The 18,454-nt window shown below is 44.5% G+C and carries 14 protein-coding genes and 1 tRNA gene; 3 read left to right on the forward strand and 12 right to left on the reverse strand.

Features of this window, described 5'->3' with window-relative positions; translation table 11 throughout:
• The first annotated feature begins 377 nt into the window (after positions 1-377).
• Positions 378-1,403, forward strand: a complete 1,026-nt coding sequence (locus ACFO4R_RS02070) for an FAD:protein FMN transferase (protein ID WP_379787324.1) — start codon at positions 378-380, stop codon at positions 1,401-1,403.
• A gap of 501 nt (positions 1,404-1,904) precedes the next feature.
• Here the strand turns inward: ACFO4R_RS02070 and ACFO4R_RS02075 are convergent.
• The 7 genes from ACFO4R_RS02075 to ACFO4R_RS02105 form a co-directional block, all read right to left on the reverse strand.
• Positions 1,905-2,213: a metal-sensitive transcriptional regulator gene (locus ACFO4R_RS02075; RefSeq protein ID WP_379787325.1), complete on the reverse strand. Its 309-nt coding sequence runs from the start codon at positions 2,211-2,213 to the stop codon at positions 1,905-1,907.
• Positions 2,213-4,423, reverse strand: a complete 2,211-nt coding sequence (locus tag ACFO4R_RS02080; RefSeq protein WP_379787326.1) for a heavy metal translocating P-type ATPase — start codon at positions 4,421-4,423, stop codon at positions 2,213-2,215. The genes ACFO4R_RS02075 and ACFO4R_RS02080 overlap by 1 nt, the downstream gene beginning before the upstream one ends.
• A 20-nt stretch (positions 4,424-4,443) precedes the next feature.
• Positions 4,444-4,647 carry a copper ion binding protein gene (locus ACFO4R_RS02085; protein WP_379787329.1) on the reverse strand — a complete coding sequence of 68 codons (204 nt, stop codon included), beginning with the start codon at positions 4,645-4,647 and terminating at the stop codon, positions 4,444-4,446.
• 192 nt (positions 4,648-4,839) lie between these two features.
• Positions 4,840-6,192, reverse strand: coding sequence for an HD domain-containing protein (locus ACFO4R_RS02090; RefSeq protein WP_379787330.1), 1,353 nt, complete (start codon positions 6,190-6,192; stop codon positions 4,840-4,842).
• Entirely contained in the window at positions 6,189-8,012 is a 1,824-nt protein-coding gene (gene uvrC, locus ACFO4R_RS02095) for an excinuclease ABC subunit UvrC (protein WP_379787331.1), read from the reverse strand. The genes ACFO4R_RS02090 and uvrC overlap by 4 nt, the downstream gene beginning before the upstream one ends.
• 45 nt (positions 8,013-8,057) lie before the next feature.
• Complete coding sequence (locus ACFO4R_RS02100) at positions 8,058-8,903, reverse strand: hypothetical protein (RefSeq protein WP_379787332.1); 846 nt, start codon at positions 8,901-8,903, stop codon at positions 8,058-8,060.
• Positions 8,904-9,528: 625 nt separating this feature from the next.
• Positions 9,529-9,604 (reverse strand) — tRNA-Thr (locus tag ACFO4R_RS02105).
• 601 nt (positions 9,605-10,205) lie between these two features.
• Between ACFO4R_RS02105 and ACFO4R_RS02110 the strand changes: the two genes are divergently transcribed.
• The gene (locus tag ACFO4R_RS02110; protein WP_379787333.1) at positions 10,206-11,237 is read left to right on the forward strand and encodes a copper amine oxidase N-terminal domain-containing protein; all 1,032 of its coding nucleotides are present in this window, start codon (positions 10,206-10,208) and stop codon (positions 11,235-11,237) included.
• 466 nt (positions 11,238-11,703) lie between these two features.
• The gene (locus ACFO4R_RS02115; RefSeq protein WP_379787334.1) at positions 11,704-12,846 is read left to right on the forward strand and encodes a glycosyltransferase family 2 protein; all 1,143 of its coding nucleotides are present in this window, start codon (positions 11,704-11,706) and stop codon (positions 12,844-12,846) included.
• Positions 12,847-13,054: 208 nt separating this feature from the next.
• On the opposite strand, the gene ACFO4R_RS02120 is transcribed toward ACFO4R_RS02115, so the two are convergent.
• The 5 genes from ACFO4R_RS02120 to nikA all read right to left on the reverse strand — a co-directional run bounded on the left by ACFO4R_RS02120 (position 13,055) and on the right by nikA (position 18,177).
• Complete coding sequence (locus tag ACFO4R_RS02120; protein ID WP_379787335.1) at positions 13,055-13,873, reverse strand: ABC transporter ATP-binding protein; 819 nt, start codon at positions 13,871-13,873, stop codon at positions 13,055-13,057.
• Positions 13,874-13,876: 3 nt separating this feature from the next.
• The gene (locus ACFO4R_RS02125) at positions 13,877-14,659 is read right to left on the reverse strand and encodes an ATP-binding cassette domain-containing protein (RefSeq protein WP_379787336.1); all 783 of its coding nucleotides are present in this window, start codon (positions 14,657-14,659) and stop codon (positions 13,877-13,879) included.
• Positions 14,647-15,456 carry an ABC transporter permease gene (locus tag ACFO4R_RS02130; RefSeq protein WP_379787337.1) on the reverse strand — a complete coding sequence of 270 codons (810 nt, stop codon included), beginning with the start codon at positions 15,454-15,456 and terminating at the stop codon, positions 14,647-14,649. Before ACFO4R_RS02130 ends, ACFO4R_RS02125 begins: the two co-directional genes overlap by 13 nt.
• Positions 15,446-16,408, reverse strand: coding sequence for an ABC transporter permease (locus ACFO4R_RS02135; protein WP_379787338.1), 963 nt, complete (start codon positions 16,406-16,408; stop codon positions 15,446-15,448). Before ACFO4R_RS02135 ends, ACFO4R_RS02130 begins: the two co-directional genes overlap by 11 nt.
• Before the next feature lie 119 nt (positions 16,409-16,527).
• Complete coding sequence (gene nikA, locus ACFO4R_RS02140; RefSeq protein WP_379787339.1) at positions 16,528-18,177, reverse strand: nickel ABC transporter substrate-binding protein; 1,650 nt, start codon at positions 18,175-18,177, stop codon at positions 16,528-16,530.
• Positions 18,178-18,454: the final 277 nt, after the last annotated feature.

An 18,454-nucleotide genomic window follows, 5' to 3' on the forward strand; every position in this document is an offset into this window, starting at 1 on the left:
CCCGTTTTATACTACTATTCCTTTGAATAATGGATATCAACGATTTGCACTCCATAGAAGAAAAAACGAATTTTCGTGGTTGCAAAACAGATATAACCATACTTCTATCGAAGAATAGTATTATACAAAAGAATACAATTCTTCAACGTATTTATTTTACAAGATTTTCACACTTTATAAAACAATAGCAAAAGAAAGATCTCGTTTTGTGAGGTGTTTCCTAAACTACTTATTGATTTCAACCCTATACTGTTTCCTGATCGAACGGTATGGGATCAGAACCTGTATGATCGCCGACAAACACTCGAGCGTTTTCAGAGTTCAACTACACAACGTCGATACAACAGGGAATAACATCAGCATTCAGGAGGAACCTTATGTATAAAAAAACACTAATGATGATTTTCATCTGTCTCACTTTGCTTTTATCCGGCTGTGCAAAAAAAGATACGCCTTCTTCACACTCGGAGTTTGTTATGGACACCCTATGCACGATCACCCTATACGAGACCGACGAAGCGCGCATAAGTCGTGCCTTTGAGATCTTAAAGGAGGTCGAAGCTGAGATGAGCAATACCATAGAGACAAGCGAGATCTCCCTTGTAAACTCCGAAGCGGGAAAGAAGGCCGTTGTCGTATCCGAACCTACCTTCCGTGTTATCCGAACCGCCTTGGAATACTCTCGGGAAAGCGATGGGAATTTCGATGTTTCGATTGCTCCTCTGGCAGATGTATGGAATATCAACTCCGAGCATCCTTCCGTACCTTCCGAAGACAAGATCCGGAACGCACTTTCCAAGATCTCTTGGAGCGATATCAAACTTGATGAGAGTTCCTCCTCCGTCTTTCTCAAACGCGAAGGAATGAAACTCGACCTGGGCGGGATTGCAAAAGGCTACGCGGCCGATGCGGTAGCGGACTATTTCATAGAAGAAGGGGTGAAGAGAGCCCTTATCAACCTTGGAGGAAACGTATTTGTTCACGGTGCAAAGGAGGACTCTTCTCCTTGGAACATCGGGATCCAAGATCCAACCACCTCTCAAGAAAGAGCCATAGCCACCGTTAAGGTGAACGAAGGAACTGCCGTTGTCACCTCAGGGATCTATCAGAGATATTTTGAGCAGGAGGGAAAGGTCTACCATCACATTTTGAGCCCCAAAGACGGAAGACCTGTCGATAACGAGTTGGTATCGGTCACGATTATCGCCAAGTCCTCCATGGAGGCCGACGCTCTCTCGACAACAATGTTTACCTTAGGCTTGGAAAAAGGCCTCGCCTATATCAACGCTTCAAAAAAAGCCGAAGCGGTCTTTATCAAAAAAGACGGTTCCGTCTACCTCTCGGAGAACCTCAAAAGTGTCTTTGAACTTACCTCTCCCGAGTTTCGCTTGGCAAATCCTTAGACCGCAAAAAAGAGCTGTCTGTAAATTTGTCTATATTCCCAAACAGAAGATATAGACTGTCAAACAGATATGATCACCGACTAATACTATTCTCGTTTAAAATGCGAACAAAACAAAAGATATATCCACCGGAAGTATTTCGAGAGATCATAAAGCTCAAGCTGCACGACCGGACAATTTGAATGGATCATGGTATAATACTGCTGTTCTTTTGAATAGTGGATATAAACAATCTGTGACCCGTAGAAGACAACATAGTTTTTCGTCATCGAAGAATAGATATATCCACACTTCTATTGAAAAATAGTATGAGGAGACTAAACAGATAGAAACATCCTGTCGCGACGGCACACAGCTACAGTACATTTCTATACTGAATAAGATACCGGTCATATAGAGCTTAAGGTTCAAACGTTGTATCGGATCGCATGTAATACTGCAAAGAATACCCCGACAATTCAAAAGCCTTGGAGATCTCCACAAAGACCTCCAAGGCTTTTTCTACTTTATCATCCTCTTTATCACATCCATCAGTTCTTCTACAGCCTCATCCTCCCTGTCGTTTCGGTAGGCCTGTTTCATACACTTCTTGGTATGCCTTTCCAAAAGAAGAAGATTGACGTTTTCCAAGGCAGATATCACCGAGGAGATCTGGGTAAGGATATCAATACAATATCTGTCCTCCGTTACCATATTTTGGATTCCTCTTATCTGCCCTTCGATCCTCTTAAGACGGTTGATCAGGAGCTTAATCTCGTCTTCCGACTTGGGAACGGACTTTTGCTTCAGATCGCCTTCCGGTTTCTTCATCACAGTTGCTTCCTTTGCAGTCTAAGTGAATTTGTTACCACAGACACCGAACTGAAGGCCATGGCAGCCCCCGCTACCCAAGGTGCCAAAAATCCGAAGGCTGCAATCGGAATCCCTATGACATTGTAGCCCAAAGCCCAAAAAAGATTCTGCTTGATGATCCTCATCGTCAGTCTGCTCATCTGAAGTGCATCATAGATGGATTCCAGGTCCCCCCTCATCAAGGTGATGTCGGCAGTTTCCATGGCGATATCGGTACCTGTTCCGATCGCCATACTGACATCGGCAACTGCAAGAGAGGGAGCGTCGTTAATACCGTCGCCCACCATTGCAACCTTCCTGTTCTGAGCACGAAGTTTCTGCACTTCTTCCGCCTTCTTTTCCGGTGTCATTTCAGCAAAGACTTTGTCGATGCCTACCTGTTTCCCGATAAGTTTGGCAGTCCCTTCATTGTCTCCCGTCATCATAACGACCTCAATGCCCATGTCCTTGAGTTTGTTCACGCCGGACACAGAGGTTTCTTTCAAGGTGTCCGCCACTGCGATAACTGCATGCACTCCTCTGTCAACGGCAGCCATCATTACAGTCTTACCTTGCTTCTCAAACTCTTCTATACCGTGGTTTTGAGGAAGTTCGATTTCTTCCTCCTGCATAAGGCGACGGTTTCCTATCACAACTCGTCTTCCTTCGACTTCAGCGACGATCCCCCGTCCTGTCCTATTTTCAAAAAAACCAGGCTCGACCGTTTCGATCTCCCCTTTCTCAAGAAGTCCTTTCACAACTGCATGCGCCAAGGGATGCTCGGACATTTTTTCGCTATTAAATACAAGTCGGAGAAGTTCATCTTCTTCCATACCGTCGATCACGATATCCGTCAACTCGGGCTTGCCCTTTGTGATGGTACCCGTCTTATCCAAGACTACGGTATCGGCCCTATGTGCATTTTCGAGATGTTCCCCGCCCTTGAACAAAACTCCGTATTCCGCGGCACGACCGGAACCCGCCATGATGGCCGTCGGTGTTGCCAATCCCAGAGAGCAGGGGCAGGCGATCACCAAGACCGCTATCATATTCTCCAAGGCCCGTGCAAAGTTGCCGAAATCGGCAATAAAATACCACACCAAAAAGGTGATGACCGATACCGCTACGACAAAGGGTACAAAATAACTCGATATCTTGTCCGCCACCCTCTGGATGGGAGCCTTTGAGTTCTGTGCCTGCTTTACCATCTCGATGATTTGAGACAACACGGTATCTTTTTGTTCCCTGTCTACCTCCACCTTCAAAAAACCGTTGAGGTTGATGGTCGCTCCAATTACCCTGTCGCCTGTTTTTTTATCGACCGGCAGAGGCTCTCCGCTGAGCATCGACTCATCTATAGAAGAGGAGCCGAACACTACGACTCCGTCGAGAGGCACCTTTTCTCCGGGTTTGATATGAACGATATCTCCTACGCGAACATCGTCGATATCGATCTCACAGATCTGTGCATCCCTCTCCACCACAGCAACCCTCATCTGTAGTCCGGCGAGCTTTTTGATTGCTTCGGAGGTTCTTCCCTTGGCCTTCTGCTCCAAGAGTTTGCCCAGCAGGATTAAGGTGATCAACATCGCTGACGTTTCAAAGTAAAGGTGAGGATGGTGGATCACATGTCTGTAATACTGAATCGTCAAGTAGACACTGTAAAAATATGCCGCCGATGTTCCCAGAGCGACCAACACATCCATATTGCTGCTCTTGTTCTTCAAAGAAAGGTAGGCCCCTTCATAGAACTGACGTCCGATGATAAACTGTATCGGTGTCGCCAATAACCACTGGAACAAAGGATTTAGAAAAATAGATGGAATCCAAAGAAACGAGGTGAACGAAAAGTGGGTCACCATCGTCCACATCAGAGGGATGGACAGGATAAGCGATATCACAAACTTCTTCTCCTGTTGCCTGATAAGATCATCCTTATACTCCTCCAAGTTGGTCTCGGATCCTCCCTCCTCCTTCTCCACAAATTCAAATCCCATCTGCTTAACAATTTCCATCACTCTCTGCGCCGAGATCTTATCTTCTTCGATCACGACCCTCGATGTTTCAAGCGCAAGATTCACTGTGGCAAGTTGGACTCCTTCTTCCTTTGAAAGCCGGTTTTCGATCCTCGCTGCACAGGCTGCACAGTGCATACCTATGACATCAAACTCCATTGCCTTATCCTTCATTACATTCACCCTATCTCTTCTTAAACGACATCAAAGCCCACATTTTCGATTGCGGAGTGCAATGCCTCCAGGCTGACGACGGATTCATCGTACTCCACTTCCGCCTTGTTCTCCGCAAGGTCCACCTCCGCAAACTTTACTCCTTCTACCGATTTCAATGCCTGTGTAACAGCCTGTACACAATGCCCACAACTCATTCCTTTAATCTCGATACTTGCCTTCATAGGATACCTCCTGAATGTTTATAACTGATATTTAGTTTCATTTACTACCTTCTTCATTATACCCCCTACCCCTATTTTTGTCAAATTCTTTCTGCAAAAAATCCCCCTCCCACAGGCCTATCTTTCCTGCAAGAAGGAGAATATTTTCTTTTTCACTCTTATAGTATTATTTCACTCATAAGAAGAACCCTCTTACCTCGCTATCTTTTCTCCGCTGCATCTCTCCAACTCCTCTCTGAGATCGAAACCGTACTTCTTCTCAAAAAGACCGAAGTGGATAAACTCCAAGTACCTTGTGTACTGTACATCCGTATTCATCCGATTAAAGAGGAAGGAGGCTATACTGACATCTTCAAGACTGCCGTTTTTCTGTTTGACCCAAATATTGTCTTTCTCTCTATCATAGATTTTAATGTTGATCCTGTCCTCAAGGTAGAAATACTCCTTGGAAAAATCCTCGATCCGAGGATGACCGTGCTCTTCCAAGGCCCTGTTGATACTATCCTTCACAAAACCTTCTTCCTCTATGGAAGCTCTCAACTTGTTCTTATAGAACTTCTTACGGTAGAGGAAGGACGTACTCAATTCGCTTAAGATCTCATCGTCTGCCTCCTGCCACTTGGAAATATGATACATCAAGGTACTGTCATCCATTTTGATATACTCTTTCAAACTGAGTTCTTCTCCACTAAGCAGCTTCGAGAGAGCCCTGTCACAGTAGATTTCTTCTCCCGAATGATATAAGATCCCCGCCCTCTGAACAATTCGGCTTAAAATACCCTCCATCTGTCTCTTAAGAGCATGTTGGTAGACCTCTCTATGCATATAAAAACGTCCCATGATGTATTCCTCTATGGAAGAAATAAACTTTTCGTTGACACAGATGGTATAGGTCCCGTCCCGTTCGTCGATCTCGATGGCGCGAATCAACCTCTCCAAGTCATAGTTGCCGTTAGTAACACTCGTGAAATATGAATCTCTAAGCAAGTAGTCCATCCTGTCCGCATCGATCTGAGAGCTGACAAGCTGGGAGATCAAAGAAAAAATAAGGTTTTGCTGCATTGCCCCCTTCTTAGAAATAATTCCGACCAGTTGATTCAAGAAATCTTGAGAAAATTCTTCCACCAGAACCTTATGGATCTCGGTTTCCTCGCTCTCCAAGATCCTGACCGTCCACTCCTCATGCGATCCCTGACCAAATACCCTCTCAAAGGTATGTGAAAGACTTCCATGGCCGATATCGTGGAGCAATGCACTGCACAGAGCCAGATCCCTCTCCTCCTGCGTGACCTCAAGCCCTATCTTTTGAAGCTCCTTCTCTAAACGTTCCAAGAGTTTACGCATCACATAATAGGTGCCTATGCTGTGTGCAAACCGCGTGTGCGTCGCAGTAGGAAACACCACATATTCACAACTTAACTGTTTGATACGGTTTAAACGCTGAAATTCCGCCGCATTGATAATCCGAAAAAACTTTTCATTGAAGGGGATATCGTAATGAACGACATCTCTGACAATATAGGTATGTTCCCCCGCCTTATTCACGCTCGATCTCCTCCCTTTTGAAAATAGTTTACTATGTTAGCTGCCGTCTTTTTGTCGATACCCTTGACCTTGGAGAGCTCCTCCTGCGTCTTGGTACGGATCTCTTTGACGGACTTGAACTCCTTGAGCAGGATCATCTTCTTCTTGGGTCCGACCCCTTCGATCCTGTCAAGTTCAGATTTCGAGATATTCTTCTCCCTAAGACTTCTGTGGTAACTGATGGCAAACCTGTGAACCTCATCTTGAATAGAGGTGATAAAGCGGAAAAGTTCGCTTCGTTTGTCGACCTCAAAGAGTTCCTCCTCCGAGCAGATCCCCTTCGTCCTGTGTCTGTCGTCCTTATACAAGCCGAACACCGGAACTTCTACACCCAAATCATCCAAGGTCTTTCGAATAACCGACACCTGGCCCTTTCCTCCATCCATCAGGAAAAGATCCGGAAGATTTCCGTGACCGACCCTTCGTTCGATCACCTCTTTGAGTGACGCGTAGTCATCAGGACCTACCACCGTTTTGATCCGATATCTTCGATACTCCTTGGGAGCCTTCTTCCCGTTGAGATAGACCACCTGACCTCCTACGGAATCGACACCTGCGATGTTGGAGATGTCAAACACCTCTATCCTCTCGGGCAGATCTTCGAGTTTCAACAACCCTCGGAGTTCTTCGAGGAGTTGCATTTCCTTTCTTTTTTTCAGGTCCGAAATATTATTCTCCTTGATGTAATTCTGTTCTGCATTCTTGCGTACCAAGTCGAGCAATTTCCGCTTTTCCCCGCGATGAGGGATATGAAAACTTACCTTCTTCCCCTTCTTTTTGCTGAGAAGTTCTTCCAGAAGAGACCTATCTTCGAACTCTTCTTCAATATACACCTCTTCGGGTATAAAGTTTGCATTGATATAAAATTGCTTGATAAACGACGCCAATGTATCCTCGACACTCTGCTCCAAGTTTTTATAATAAAACCTGTCCGATCCGAGAAGTTTCCCGTCTCGAATATAGAACAGTTGTATCATTAGATTGTCTTTTTCCTCATAATAGGAAATATAGTCCTGATGCTTGGTCGATGTCACAAAGACAATCTTCTGTGTTTCTCGAAGGGTCTCGATCGCCTTGAACTTATCCCTCAGACGAGCTGCTTCCTCAAAACGAAGCTCATCTGCCGCCTTCTTCATTTTCTCCTTTACCAGCTTCATGACCTCATCACTCTTACCCTGCAAAAACAGAAGGATCTCATCGATCATCTCCCGATATTCTTCTTGAGAAACATGACCTGTGCAAGGCCCTATACAACGATGGATATAGTAGTTGAGGCAGGGTCTTTCCTTTTTTTCTATGGAACGCTCGATATCCCGCTTACACGTCCTTATCGGATAAATCTCCTGTAACATGTCCAAGATATCGTTGAGGGCAAAGACATTGGTATAGGGACCGAAATAGCGACTGTCATCCTTGGCTATCTTTCTCGTCTTGATTACCCTGGGATAGGTCTCCTTGACCGTAACCTTGATATAGGGATAGGTCTTATCATCTCGAAGCAGGATGTTATAAGGAGGATCGTACTCCTTAATCAGATTATTCTCAAGAATCAGAGCCTCCATCTCGGTATCGGTCACAATATAATCAAAATACTCGACATTGCGGACCATCGCATTTACCTTGGGATCGGTGTGTCCGGACTTTCTAAAATACTGACTGACCCTGTTCTTTAAAGAAATCGCCTTCCCCACATAGATGACCTTATCCCTATCATTCTTCATCAAATAGACCCCCGGCATCGCCGGAAGGGTCTTGATCAACTTTTGTATCTTCTCTGTCATTTCAACTCTCCCGAATCCGAACGAAAACTGCGTTCCATTCCTTTTCTACTGCTTTTCTTCCACTTTTTCCTCTTGAGGAAGCTCTTCCAAGACAAATTCTCCTTCGTTGAGGTAAAGAACATCGTCCGCACCGCCCGCATCTACGACCGTGGTCTCCAGCTTATAACTCTTGCCCAGGATAAACTTGGAAAAGTCGGTATTCCTTCTCGTCTTAGAAGACAATTGGATCTCCACGAGCTTATCCTCACTCTTCATATATACCGTTGCTTCATTCATTCGGATAATGGGACCGTAGAGCTGGATCCGTTTTCCCCTGGGAAACGGATTCTCTTCCTGTTGTGATGCTTGGTTTACCTCCATAACGAACTTGCCCACCGTATACTTCTCAATCTCGCCTCCGTTATGGCCGCTCTTCCATACCCCCCTTGACAGAAAAAGAATCATGAACAAAATAAGCAGTGCAACCCCGAACATCATGAGTTCCTTCCTGCTTGAAGGAAGCGCACCCTCCACTTCTCCGAGCTTATTCAAAAGAGTATCCTTCCAAGAGTTTGAATTGAGTTTTACGACCCTTGCCCTCTTCGGACTCTCTTCCCTGCCGTTTCCGTTCTCAGTTGCTTCTTTTTCCTCGGCCTCATCCGAAGGCTCTTCCCCGGTCTCTTCCTCCGCTGTGATCTCCTTCTCCAATTCTTCCTCTTCACTGCGTTCGAAGTTTTTTTCCTTATTCTTCCTGTCGTGAAGATAGATGATCTTGCTCCTTTCCTCCTGACAAGCTTCTTCTCTGCTTTCAGGCACCTGTTCTTCTCCTCCTTCAACCTCTTGAGACGTCTCTGCGTTCAAAGTATCTTCCTTCTCCCGTCCATCCTTCTTATCGATGTCGTTCTCCTTCATATCCGCTCTCCTTCCTTATCCAAAACATCCTCATTTATTTGAAGACCATTACACCGCACATCCTCAGCTCATAAGATCGTCGCACTATACTTCCCTTGTAATACCATCCTCTAACAGAAGTGTGGTCATGCCTACCCCCGAAATCATAAAAATTTATTCTATCACCCATAGATATAGAGGGTATTGATATCAATTATTCAAATGAATAGACAGTACAAACCATCACCTTATAAAGCTGTGTCCTGCGATCGAGTGTTCAGGCGTTCATACCGTTTCCACGGATGATATTTCCATCGGATCTTTATGAGATCCGTCCTCGAGAAGATCCTTCTCAAGAAAAAGGTTCTCCCTCATTGTAGCATTGCTTGTTTTGTCAATACAAGGAAAAACGGTATAGATCAAAGGTTTTTTGCTCTATGTTCTTATTCGGGAACTCCATTGACACGATGGAAATCCTCCTTGTTGTATCGTTTTTTCTCAATGCTCTTATTTATGAACGCGTTATTTTTCACATAACGCTATTTTCCAAACGGTTATCTCCCTTGTTACCCGTAATCCGATTACTCATAACAATCCCACAACAAAAAAGCATTGATCGGAATCACTCACAATCAATGCTTTTTACTGGAGCTACCGAGGGGACTCGAACCCCTGACCTGCTGATTACGAATCAGCTGCTCTACCAACTGAGCCACGGTAGCATATAAAATTTGCAACACAGAGATTATACCAAAAAAAAAAGGACTTGAAAAGAGCTTTATCAAAGAAAATCGAAAAACTCTTCGTCGTTTACAAAGGACTGTGTATTCTGCCATATCTTCACAAGACCTTGCCGACAAAAATCACCGGGCACAAAACATTTTTTATATCTTATGGTTCTGTTCTAACCCTCCTATTTCATCAAGCAATACTATTCTCCAAAAGAAGAAGTATGGATATATCCGTTTTTCAACCTACGAAAAATCGGTTTATCTTTTATGGTCACAGATTGTTTATATCCACAACTCAAAAGAAGAATAGTATCAGGTAAACAAACTATATGCTTGTCGGAAGCATTTTGAGTAATCGTAGAATTCAAACTTCACGACCGGACAATTTTAATAGACAACAGTATAACAACTTGATTCCACAAAAAGCTCCCGTACGTTAACGGCTCTACTTCAGCAAAGTTTCTCCGCTCATTTTTTAAACACAACTTTTGTTTCCGGTATTCACCGAAAACAAAATTCAAAAATATGCGAAACCCCTTTTATTTTCAAGATATTAAGACTATAATAAAAGAAAAAGAAAGGATGTTACGATATGAAAAAATCCATCGCTTTTGCATTGTCCTTCTCTCTTTGTCTGACAACACTCAACTTCATCCCCGCCTATGCACAGAAAAACGAAATTTCACTTGTGATCGGTAAGACTGCCTATACCGACTATGCTCCCGTCCTCAAAAACGGGAGGACCCTCGTTCCGCTTTCTTTCCTCTCAAAAAAACTCGGAAAGAAGGTGAGCTGGGATTCGAAAAGCAAGAAGGTGACCGTTGTCACCGACAAGGTCAAGATCGTTCTGTTTACAGGAAAAAAGGAAGCTCTTATCAACGGGAAGAAGAAGACTCTTGAGGTCGCCCCGGAGATCATCAACGGAAGCACCTATGTTCCTCTCTCCTTCTTCGCGGAGAACTTCAATATCTCGATCCGATGGGATGAAAAAGCAAGGGCGGTGCTTATAGGAGAAACAGCCGGCACACAAGATTTTTCAAAAGAACAGGCTCAGAAAAAACTCCCTGTTCAGACCCCAGGTGCTTATATCAAAGGTCATTTAAGCAGCGACGTCATCATGTATCCGAACAAGGACAATGACGCAGATATCATCGTTTCAGACTTTTTCAAGGATGGAAAACAGGCTACCTTCGAGATCGTAAAAGAAGCTCCCAAAGAAGAGATCATTTTCCCTAAGATCCGCTGGAACTCTTTAAGTTCTGAACTTGGGAGTTTCGGAGAAGAGGCAAGAGATTTCTATAATGACCATTCCTTGGCAAAGGGCGCTTCCCTACAACTGGCACTTGCCGATTTGGACAAGGACGGAAGAGATGAGATTATCGTCGCCGTACACGACGGTGTCATCGATGGAGTCTTCTGTGTGCTGAAACTTCAAAACTACCTTACTCCAAAAGAAAAAGAACGAGTTACCACCATCCACCAGGTCGATTTGGGCAAGGGGTGGTTTCAACAAGAGATCTATGTCGATGAAAACGGACATTTGATTTGTCCCTTCGGTTCACAGGGACTTTATGAAGAATATGCCTTAAAAAAGGGACGTTTAGAGCTGATTTATTCTCCTTGATCGCTTCTCTTTACTACTCATGAAACTTATGGAATAATGTCTTGGGAAGGCCACATAAGTAAAAAACTCTTGTGCTGTTGTCCGATGGAAGCTTACACATATCGATGCGGAAAATGAATTCATGCTGCTCTCTATTTGAAACGCCGAGTGATACGAAATGATCCTCTGAACTTATACTCTATTATTTCTTTGAACGGCATTTCTATCGGGGAACTATCCTCACTTATGGAGCGTATGCACTTGACCTGAAAAGTTTGATACCGAAACCCAATTAACCTGTCCGATCTATAGAATGCATGGATATGGATCGTAAGTTCCGATGAACAATAGTACAAACCGAACCGATACTGCATTTTTGTTTTGTGAAAAAGTGAAAAAGCAGCTCCACTTTTATATGGCATTTTTCTCAAAACCGTTCTATCGTCGAATCTGATGGAACGGTCGAATAAGAAAGGAGGTTTGAAAGATGATGTTAAAAAAAATCAAAAAAATTGTATGCTTAAACTCGGAAATAATACAACATCTTGTTTCCGCCGCGTTTTTTAAAAGTGATATATCCTCATTCGACGAATGTTACCAATATCTCAACACGATCCACAAAGATGTAAGGTCCGGTTCGTTAAGGGTCAAGCAGCCTAAGAACGAGGGCGCTTATCGCTATGATGTCTCGATAATAATGACAACGTACAACAGAGCACATCTTGTCGAAAACTGCATCGAGTCCATTTTATCCAATGTATCAAAGGACAGCAAATACAAGGTGGAATATATCTTTGTAAATGACGGCTCGAAGGATAATACGGAAGAAGTGCTTGAAAAATACAGGCACTGTCCCGATGTAACGGTGATAAACCAAGAGAACGGCGGCTTATCAAAGGCAAGAAACACCGGGATCGATGCTTCATCTGCAAAATATCTGCTCTTTGTCGACGATGACGATCTTTTGATCGAAGGTAGCATTGAAAAACTTCTGGATGTATCTCGAGCCGGAGATTATGACATCATCGAGGGAGCAATGGTAACTGTTTCAAAGGATGGAACACAGAGGAAGGTCAGAGTGGCCCAAGTAGGAGAAATACAGCACCCTTTAGGGATCTTAAAGGGATTTGCCTGGGGTAAACTTCTGCGTAAGACCATATTCGACAAAATCATCTTTCCTGAAAAATATTGGTTTGAGGACAGCATCAATTCCGCACTTATTTATGGAGACCATATCAAGGCCTACATGATCGCAGATCCGGTCTATAAGTATTTTGCAACACAGGGGTCGATCACTTCCTCTCACAATAACCCCAAAAATCTCGACAGTCTCTATATCAGCATGCAGCTGTTAAAAGACAGGAAGGAGCTGGGGCTTCCTTTTAGGCAGGAAAATTATGAGTATTTTCTGAGGATGACGGATCTTACATACCAACGAACCAGAAAATTTGATACCAAGGTCAGATATTGTATTTTTAAAATAACCCAATATCTTCAGCAGGAATATTATTCCGGTTTTTCCACCGAAAAGACAGGATATCTTCAACAGACAGAAGAAGCCCTTCTTGAGGACAACTTTCAAAAATATGTAAGAGCCTGTGAGTTCAATATTCTGTCCAAGTTCTCATAACCCTATAAACGAAAGAAGGGGGAATTCATACCAACACCCCCTTCTTTCGCTTGTTATTGTACTATGCTTTGATACAAATTTTGAATATAAAAAATGATGACAGTCTATCCATCGTCAAAGTCTAAAAGTTTTGTGGAAGCCTTTAACCCTTGATTTTTCTTGGATTTATTGTACTATCATCATTATAACATTATCCTCGGTATTTGTTTCAATTGCCTGTATCGCAAGTTTGCGCTCCATAGGAGACGGAACGAACTTGCGTAGTCGCAGGAAGGCATTTGAGGGCATCTCCCAACAGCCTTAGGGTCAAGGGATGTTCCGCTCTTATCTCCCCGCCTATATCCTCCAAAGTTTCTATGATCCTTCCCCCATCCATCACGATGATCTTATCGCAGAGATAGTAGCAGGTCATAAAATCGTGAGCAATAAATACATAAGTAAGATGGAACCTTGACTTCAAGTCCCCGAGAAGTTTGAGCATCTTTCGTTGCACCAACGGATCTAAGCCGCTTAGAGACTCATCCAATACAAGTACGGAAGGTTCTGTCATCAAAGCCCTCGCGATACACACCCTCTGGAGCTGCCCTCCGCTCAACTGCCTCGCATTTTGCGAAAGGGAGATCTTATCCAGACCTACCCTTTCAAGATACTCCTTCGCTCTCTGTATCTTTTCCTCCTTGGACATCTTCTTCCCATAACAGATATTCAGAGGCTCAAAAAGAACATCACCTACCGAAAAGTTGGGATTTACAGCTCCGGACGAGTTTTGAAACACCATCTGTACCCTTCTGTTTCGATTCCTTCTCTCCGTCTTCGTCATCTTTGAGTAAGAGTGCCCTTCATAGAACAAATCTCCTTCGCTATGTTTCTCAAGACCTGTAAGAAGACGCGCAATCGTACTTTTTCCCGATCCGCTCTCTCCCATGATACCGATACAACTTCCTTCTTCCACACAAAAACTTACCTTCTGCAAAACCGTGGTCTTTCCATATCTCTTTGTAACTTCGGAAACTTCCAGTTTAGACATAGTCTATTCTCCTTCTTTATAACGCAGGTAGATTTGCGGTGTCATCAGTTCTCTCGCATACTCCGTACGCGGATTCTCCAAGATGTTCTTTGCCTCTCCGGCCTCTATGATCTGCCCGTCCTTCATAATGATCACTTCGTCCGCCACCTGTCTGACCAACTCGTAGTCATGGGTGATGACAATCATACTGCAACCCTCCTGTTTACAACTTTTCAATGTATCAATAACCGTTTGTGTATTATGACGGTCCAAAGCGGAGGTCGGCTCATCCGCGATGAGAATCTGCGGAGACAGTTCCAACATCATTGCAAACATAATACGTTGCAGCATACCGCCGCTGAGTTGAAACGGATACTTTCCGACGATCCCTTGCGGGTCCTTAAAGTGGAATACCTCAAGAGCCTTAATCAATCGCTTTACACTTTCTTGTTTCGAGATCGACAATTTGCTCCTAAACAGTTCCACCGAATGCGAACCTACAGTCTGGTTGGGATTGAACAGGGCCATGGGATTTTGTGCAATATAGGCGATCACATTTCCCCTATAAGCCTTCCATTGTCGTTCCTTCATCGAGAGAAGATCACGCTCCTGCAAAAGAATACTTCCGCAAACCTCCGCTTCTTCCGGCATTTGGCCGATTAGAAGTCTCGAAAGCATGGTTTTTCCCGAACCGCTTTCTCCAACAATGGTCAAAGTCTTCCCCGCCTCCAAGGTAAAATTGATATTGTCCAGATAAATCCTGTTTCCCGATCGAACATAGACATCTTGTATTCTCAGTTTTCCCATAGTCTTTTCAGTCCTTTTTTATCAAAATTTTCGCCCAGCAGGTTGAACGTAAGTACCGTTACAAAAATTGCCAAACCCGGATACATGACCAGTCCCGGTATTCGACGAAAAAACTGCTTGGCGTCATTGAGCATCATACCCCACTCCGAAATATTGGGCTGTACTCCGATGCCCAAAAAAGAGAAAGAAGATATCATTAATATGATGCTTCCGACATTCATCAAGGCGATGATCAGGACAGGCTTGAACACAAAGGGTAGAATGTGTTTGTATATAATATAACCGGAAGAAGCTCCCATGGACTTGGCTGCCATGACATATTCGTAATTCTTTACCGTAAACACCATATTCCTAAGGATCCTCGAGTAATAGACCCACTCGACCAAGGTCACGGCAAGTACAATATTGCCCAATCCCTGTCCCAGGATCCCCGCAAAGGCCATGGAGAGAAGAAAACTCGGAAAGGCCATCACAATATCCGCAAAACGAGAGAACACCTTCTCCGTCCTACCTCCCAACCATCCCACAAGAAGACCGACAGGAAAGCTGATGACTAAGGTACAGACCGTGATGACGGCGGAGATCGACAGAGACAACCTCGTACCGTAGATCAGTCTGGACAGTACATCCCTTCCCAAGTGATCCGTTCCGAGAAGATGAGTGTCGCTTGGAAGCTGCAGTTTGTTTGCAAGGTCGATATGCTGGGGATCGTAGGGCGCAAGCAGGGGCGCAAAGATCGCAACAAAGATGAGAAAAACCGCCATCCCCACAGCAAGATAGAACAGCTTATTCTTCAAGAGAAACACCTCGATTCCGTAACTTCAAATGAGGATCCAAACGATGAACGGCAAACTGCGTAAGACTGTTTATCGTAATGGATAAGATACCGAATAAGAGCAAAGAGCCCTGGATCAGCGGAAGATCCCCTCCTTGCACTGCCGAGACAAACATCTTTCCGACGCCCGGCCACGAAAAAACTTCTTCGATCAATACACTACCCGTGATCAAATACAGGATATTCGAACTCAAGACCGTTACAATGGGAATAGCCGCATTTCTCAACAGGTGATTGAAGACGATGTATTTCTTGTCCACTCCTCTAAGGACCGCATTTCGAGCATGGGGCTGACTCATCTGTTCCATGACGCTCTTACGGATCAACAGGCTTGTCTGTCCGACCAAGGGTGTGATCAATGTCAGACACGGCAGGACGAAATGCCTCATATCCCCCCGCCCCGAAACAGGCAACCACTTGAGAGTTACCGAAAAATAAATGATGAGCATATAGCCCAGCCAAAAGGTAGGGATCGAGGCGCAGATAAACGAAAAGGCCTGCACCACATAATCAACAATGCGTCCATGATAAAGTGCTCCTGCTATCCCGAGAATGAGCGAAAGAAGCAACAGAACTGCAAAAGACAGAGCTCCAAGTTGAAAGGTGGGGATCACAGCTGAGAAGATCACCTCTTTTACCGGTGCCTTCTTGAGATAGGATCTGCCCAGATCTCCTCTGATTGCATTTGAGAGCCAATCGATATACTGCTGAGTTACAGGCTTGTCCAAGCCAAGTTCCAACCTCGCCTTGGAAAGAGTCTCCTCGGTAACGGCAACGTGAGATGCCCTCAGATAATTTACGGCCGGATCACCCGGCGACAACTGTACCAATATAAAAGTCAGGATCGAAATCACAAGCAGGGTGAGAACAAACATCCCCGCTTTTTTTAGAAAATCAACCAAACGTTCTTCCATCTTCACTACTCCTTCGAATCTTCTGTGTATCTGCGATCCCTATGAAAATCCCATCCGGTCTTCTTCTCTTTTGAAAAAAGAGGCAGGATCCGCCTCTTTCTCCAAAAGATGAAATTTCCTTATTTTACTTTCACTGTCTTCCATACAGGAAGTCTGTTTTCCTCAGGCATAAACTCTATGCCTTCGAGTTCTCCCGTACGATATACGCTTACGAGAGCCTGATAGGAAACAGGAATATATACCGCCTGCTCATGAAGGGTGGTCAATACATCGGTATACATCTCCTTGAGTTTCGCCTCGTCGGATTCAACGAGCAGGGCCTGGATTGTCTTATCGATATCCGCCTTCATCGGCAATGCTTTTTGTGCCGCATAATCAGGTCCTCCGTTATCCGATACTTCCGTCATCGATGTCAGGAAGGCATGCGGATCCCAGGGAGCTCCCCAAGAGAAGTTCATCATGATATCAAAGTCTCCCTTTGAAGCATTTGCCCAGTGCGTTTTTTCTTCCAAAGCCTTCAAATCTACCTGAACTCCTATTTTTTGCCATTCGCCCTGAACATATTCGCCTACACTCTTGTCGGTGATCTTCGATGCGATATAGGGGAAGTAAAGCACGAGTTTCTCTCCGTTTTTCTCACGGATCCCATCCGCACCTTTTACCCATCCTGCTTCATCCAACATCTTCTCCGCCTTTTCCAAGTTGTAATCGTATTTCTCAAGCGGAACATTCGTATTGGGAACATTCGGTGCAAAGATCGTATCCGCCGCTTTTTCAACTCCTCCGAAGATGTTTGCAGCGACACTCTCCTTATCCACCGCATGGCTCAAGGCTTGACGTACCTTCACATCGCTCAACTTCGAGCTTCCGGTGTTCATAAGCAACATACGGGTGGACATCGGTTCGGAAGTATCCGTAGTGTACCCGCTATCCTCACGATAGACGTTGAATCGATCCAAACTGATCAGACCGTTTCCGTAAATCAGATCGATATCTCCCGACTCAAATTGAAGAGCCAGGGTCTCGCTGTCCGGGATCGCTTTGATCGTAACTTCGGATGCTGCGGGTTTCTCTCCCCAGTAATGCTCGTTTCTCACAAAGGTCGCATACTCATCCTTCTTATGCTCCTTCAAGACCCAAGCTCCCGTTCCGATCGGAGCTGCGATCTCTTTCGCCGTATTCCCGTCCTGCGGAAAACCTGCATCGGCCAAGAAACGGATAGGCCGGATCATAGCCAGATCATAGAGGGTCGCAGAGTATGCCGTTGACAACTTGATCTCAAAGGTCATATCGTCTACCGCCCGATAAGACTCCAGATAATTCGTAAATGCAAACCAGGCATGATTTTCACGGTTTTCCGGTGCAAATATCGTGTCGAAGTTCTTTACTGCATTTTGAGCGTTAAAGGGGCTTCCGTCGGAAAACTTCACGCCTTCTCTCAGCTTAAACGTATAGGTCTTGCCGTCTTCAGAGATTTCCCAAGACTCTGCCAAAGCCGGTTTGATCTGCCCGTTTTCACCATAATACACCAAACCGTCATAGACCATATCCTGAGTAATAAACTGACTGGGAAGGTACATATGAGGATTGAGAGTTCCCACGGGATCCTCATTAAATGCCAAAGTCAATTTGCTCTCTTCCATCTCACTGCTCTGAACTTGCCCCTGACCTTGCTCTTCCTGTTGTGAAGCAGGTGGAGCCGAAGCATTGCAACCAGCCAATACAGCTGTAAGTAACAGAGCTGTAACGGCTTTGATCATTCTCTTCATTAAAATCTTCCTCCTGAAATTTATATTTTTTTAAGGAGTTTTTGTATTATAACAAACAGATCATCAAAAAACAAACCCGCCATATGGAAATAGCGGGCAGAAAAATACAAATTTCATTTTCATCCGGCTATCACTCGTAGCATCAATGAATTGCATTATGGGTAGTTATCTGGCTCAAACACAAGGTTTGTACAGTTGCGGGACAGCGGAGTTTACTCTCTTCCCTACCTTTCAATTACCGCAGTAATTTGTCATAATGAAGAACTATTCAGTTATT

It is taken from the genome of Filifactor villosus (assembly GCF_042652965.1).
GTDB lineage: Bacteria > Bacillota > Clostridia > Peptostreptococcales > Filifactoraceae > Filifactor > Filifactor villosus.

Coding starts and splice junctions, on each gene's coding strand:
- ACFO4R_RS02125 (WP_379787336.1), bottom strand. CDS start 14,659: ATGGGAAAACTGAGAATACAAGATGTCTATGTTCGATCGGGAAACAGG.
- ACFO4R_RS02115 (WP_379787334.1), top strand. CDS start 11,704: ATGATGTTAAAAAAAATCAAAAAAATTGTATGCTTAAACTCGGAAATA.
- ACFO4R_RS02135 (WP_379787338.1), bottom strand. CDS start 16,408: ATGGAAGAACGTTTGGTTGATTTTCTAAAAAAAGCGGGGATGTTTGTT.
- ACFO4R_RS02075 (WP_379787325.1), bottom strand. CDS start 2,213: ATGAAGAAACCGGAAGGCGATCTGAAGCAAAAGTCCGTTCCCAAGTCG.
- ACFO4R_RS02085 (WP_379787329.1), bottom strand. CDS start 4,647: ATGAAGGCAAGTATCGAGATTAAAGGAATGAGTTGTGGGCATTGTGTA.
- ACFO4R_RS02120 (WP_379787335.1), bottom strand. CDS start 13,873: ATGTCTAAACTGGAAGTTTCCGAAGTTACAAAGAGATATGGAAAGACC.
- ACFO4R_RS02070 (WP_379787324.1), top strand. CDS start 378: ATGTATAAAAAAACACTAATGATGATTTTCATCTGTCTCACTTTGCTT.
- nikA (WP_379787339.1), bottom strand. CDS start 18,177: ATGAAGAGAATGATCAAAGCCGTTACAGCTCTGTTACTTACAGCTGTA.
- ACFO4R_RS02100 (WP_379787332.1), bottom strand. CDS start 8,903: ATGAAGGAGAACGACATCGATAAGAAGGATGGACGGGAGAAGGAAGAT.
- uvrC (WP_379787331.1), bottom strand. CDS start 8,012: ATGACAGAGAAGATACAAAAGTTGATCAAGACCCTTCCGGCGATGCCG.
- ACFO4R_RS02110 (WP_379787333.1), top strand. CDS start 10,206: ATGAAAAAATCCATCGCTTTTGCATTGTCCTTCTCTCTTTGTCTGACA.
- ACFO4R_RS02080 (WP_379787326.1), bottom strand. CDS start 4,423: ATGAAGGATAAGGCAATGGAGTTTGATGTCATAGGTATGCACTGTGCA.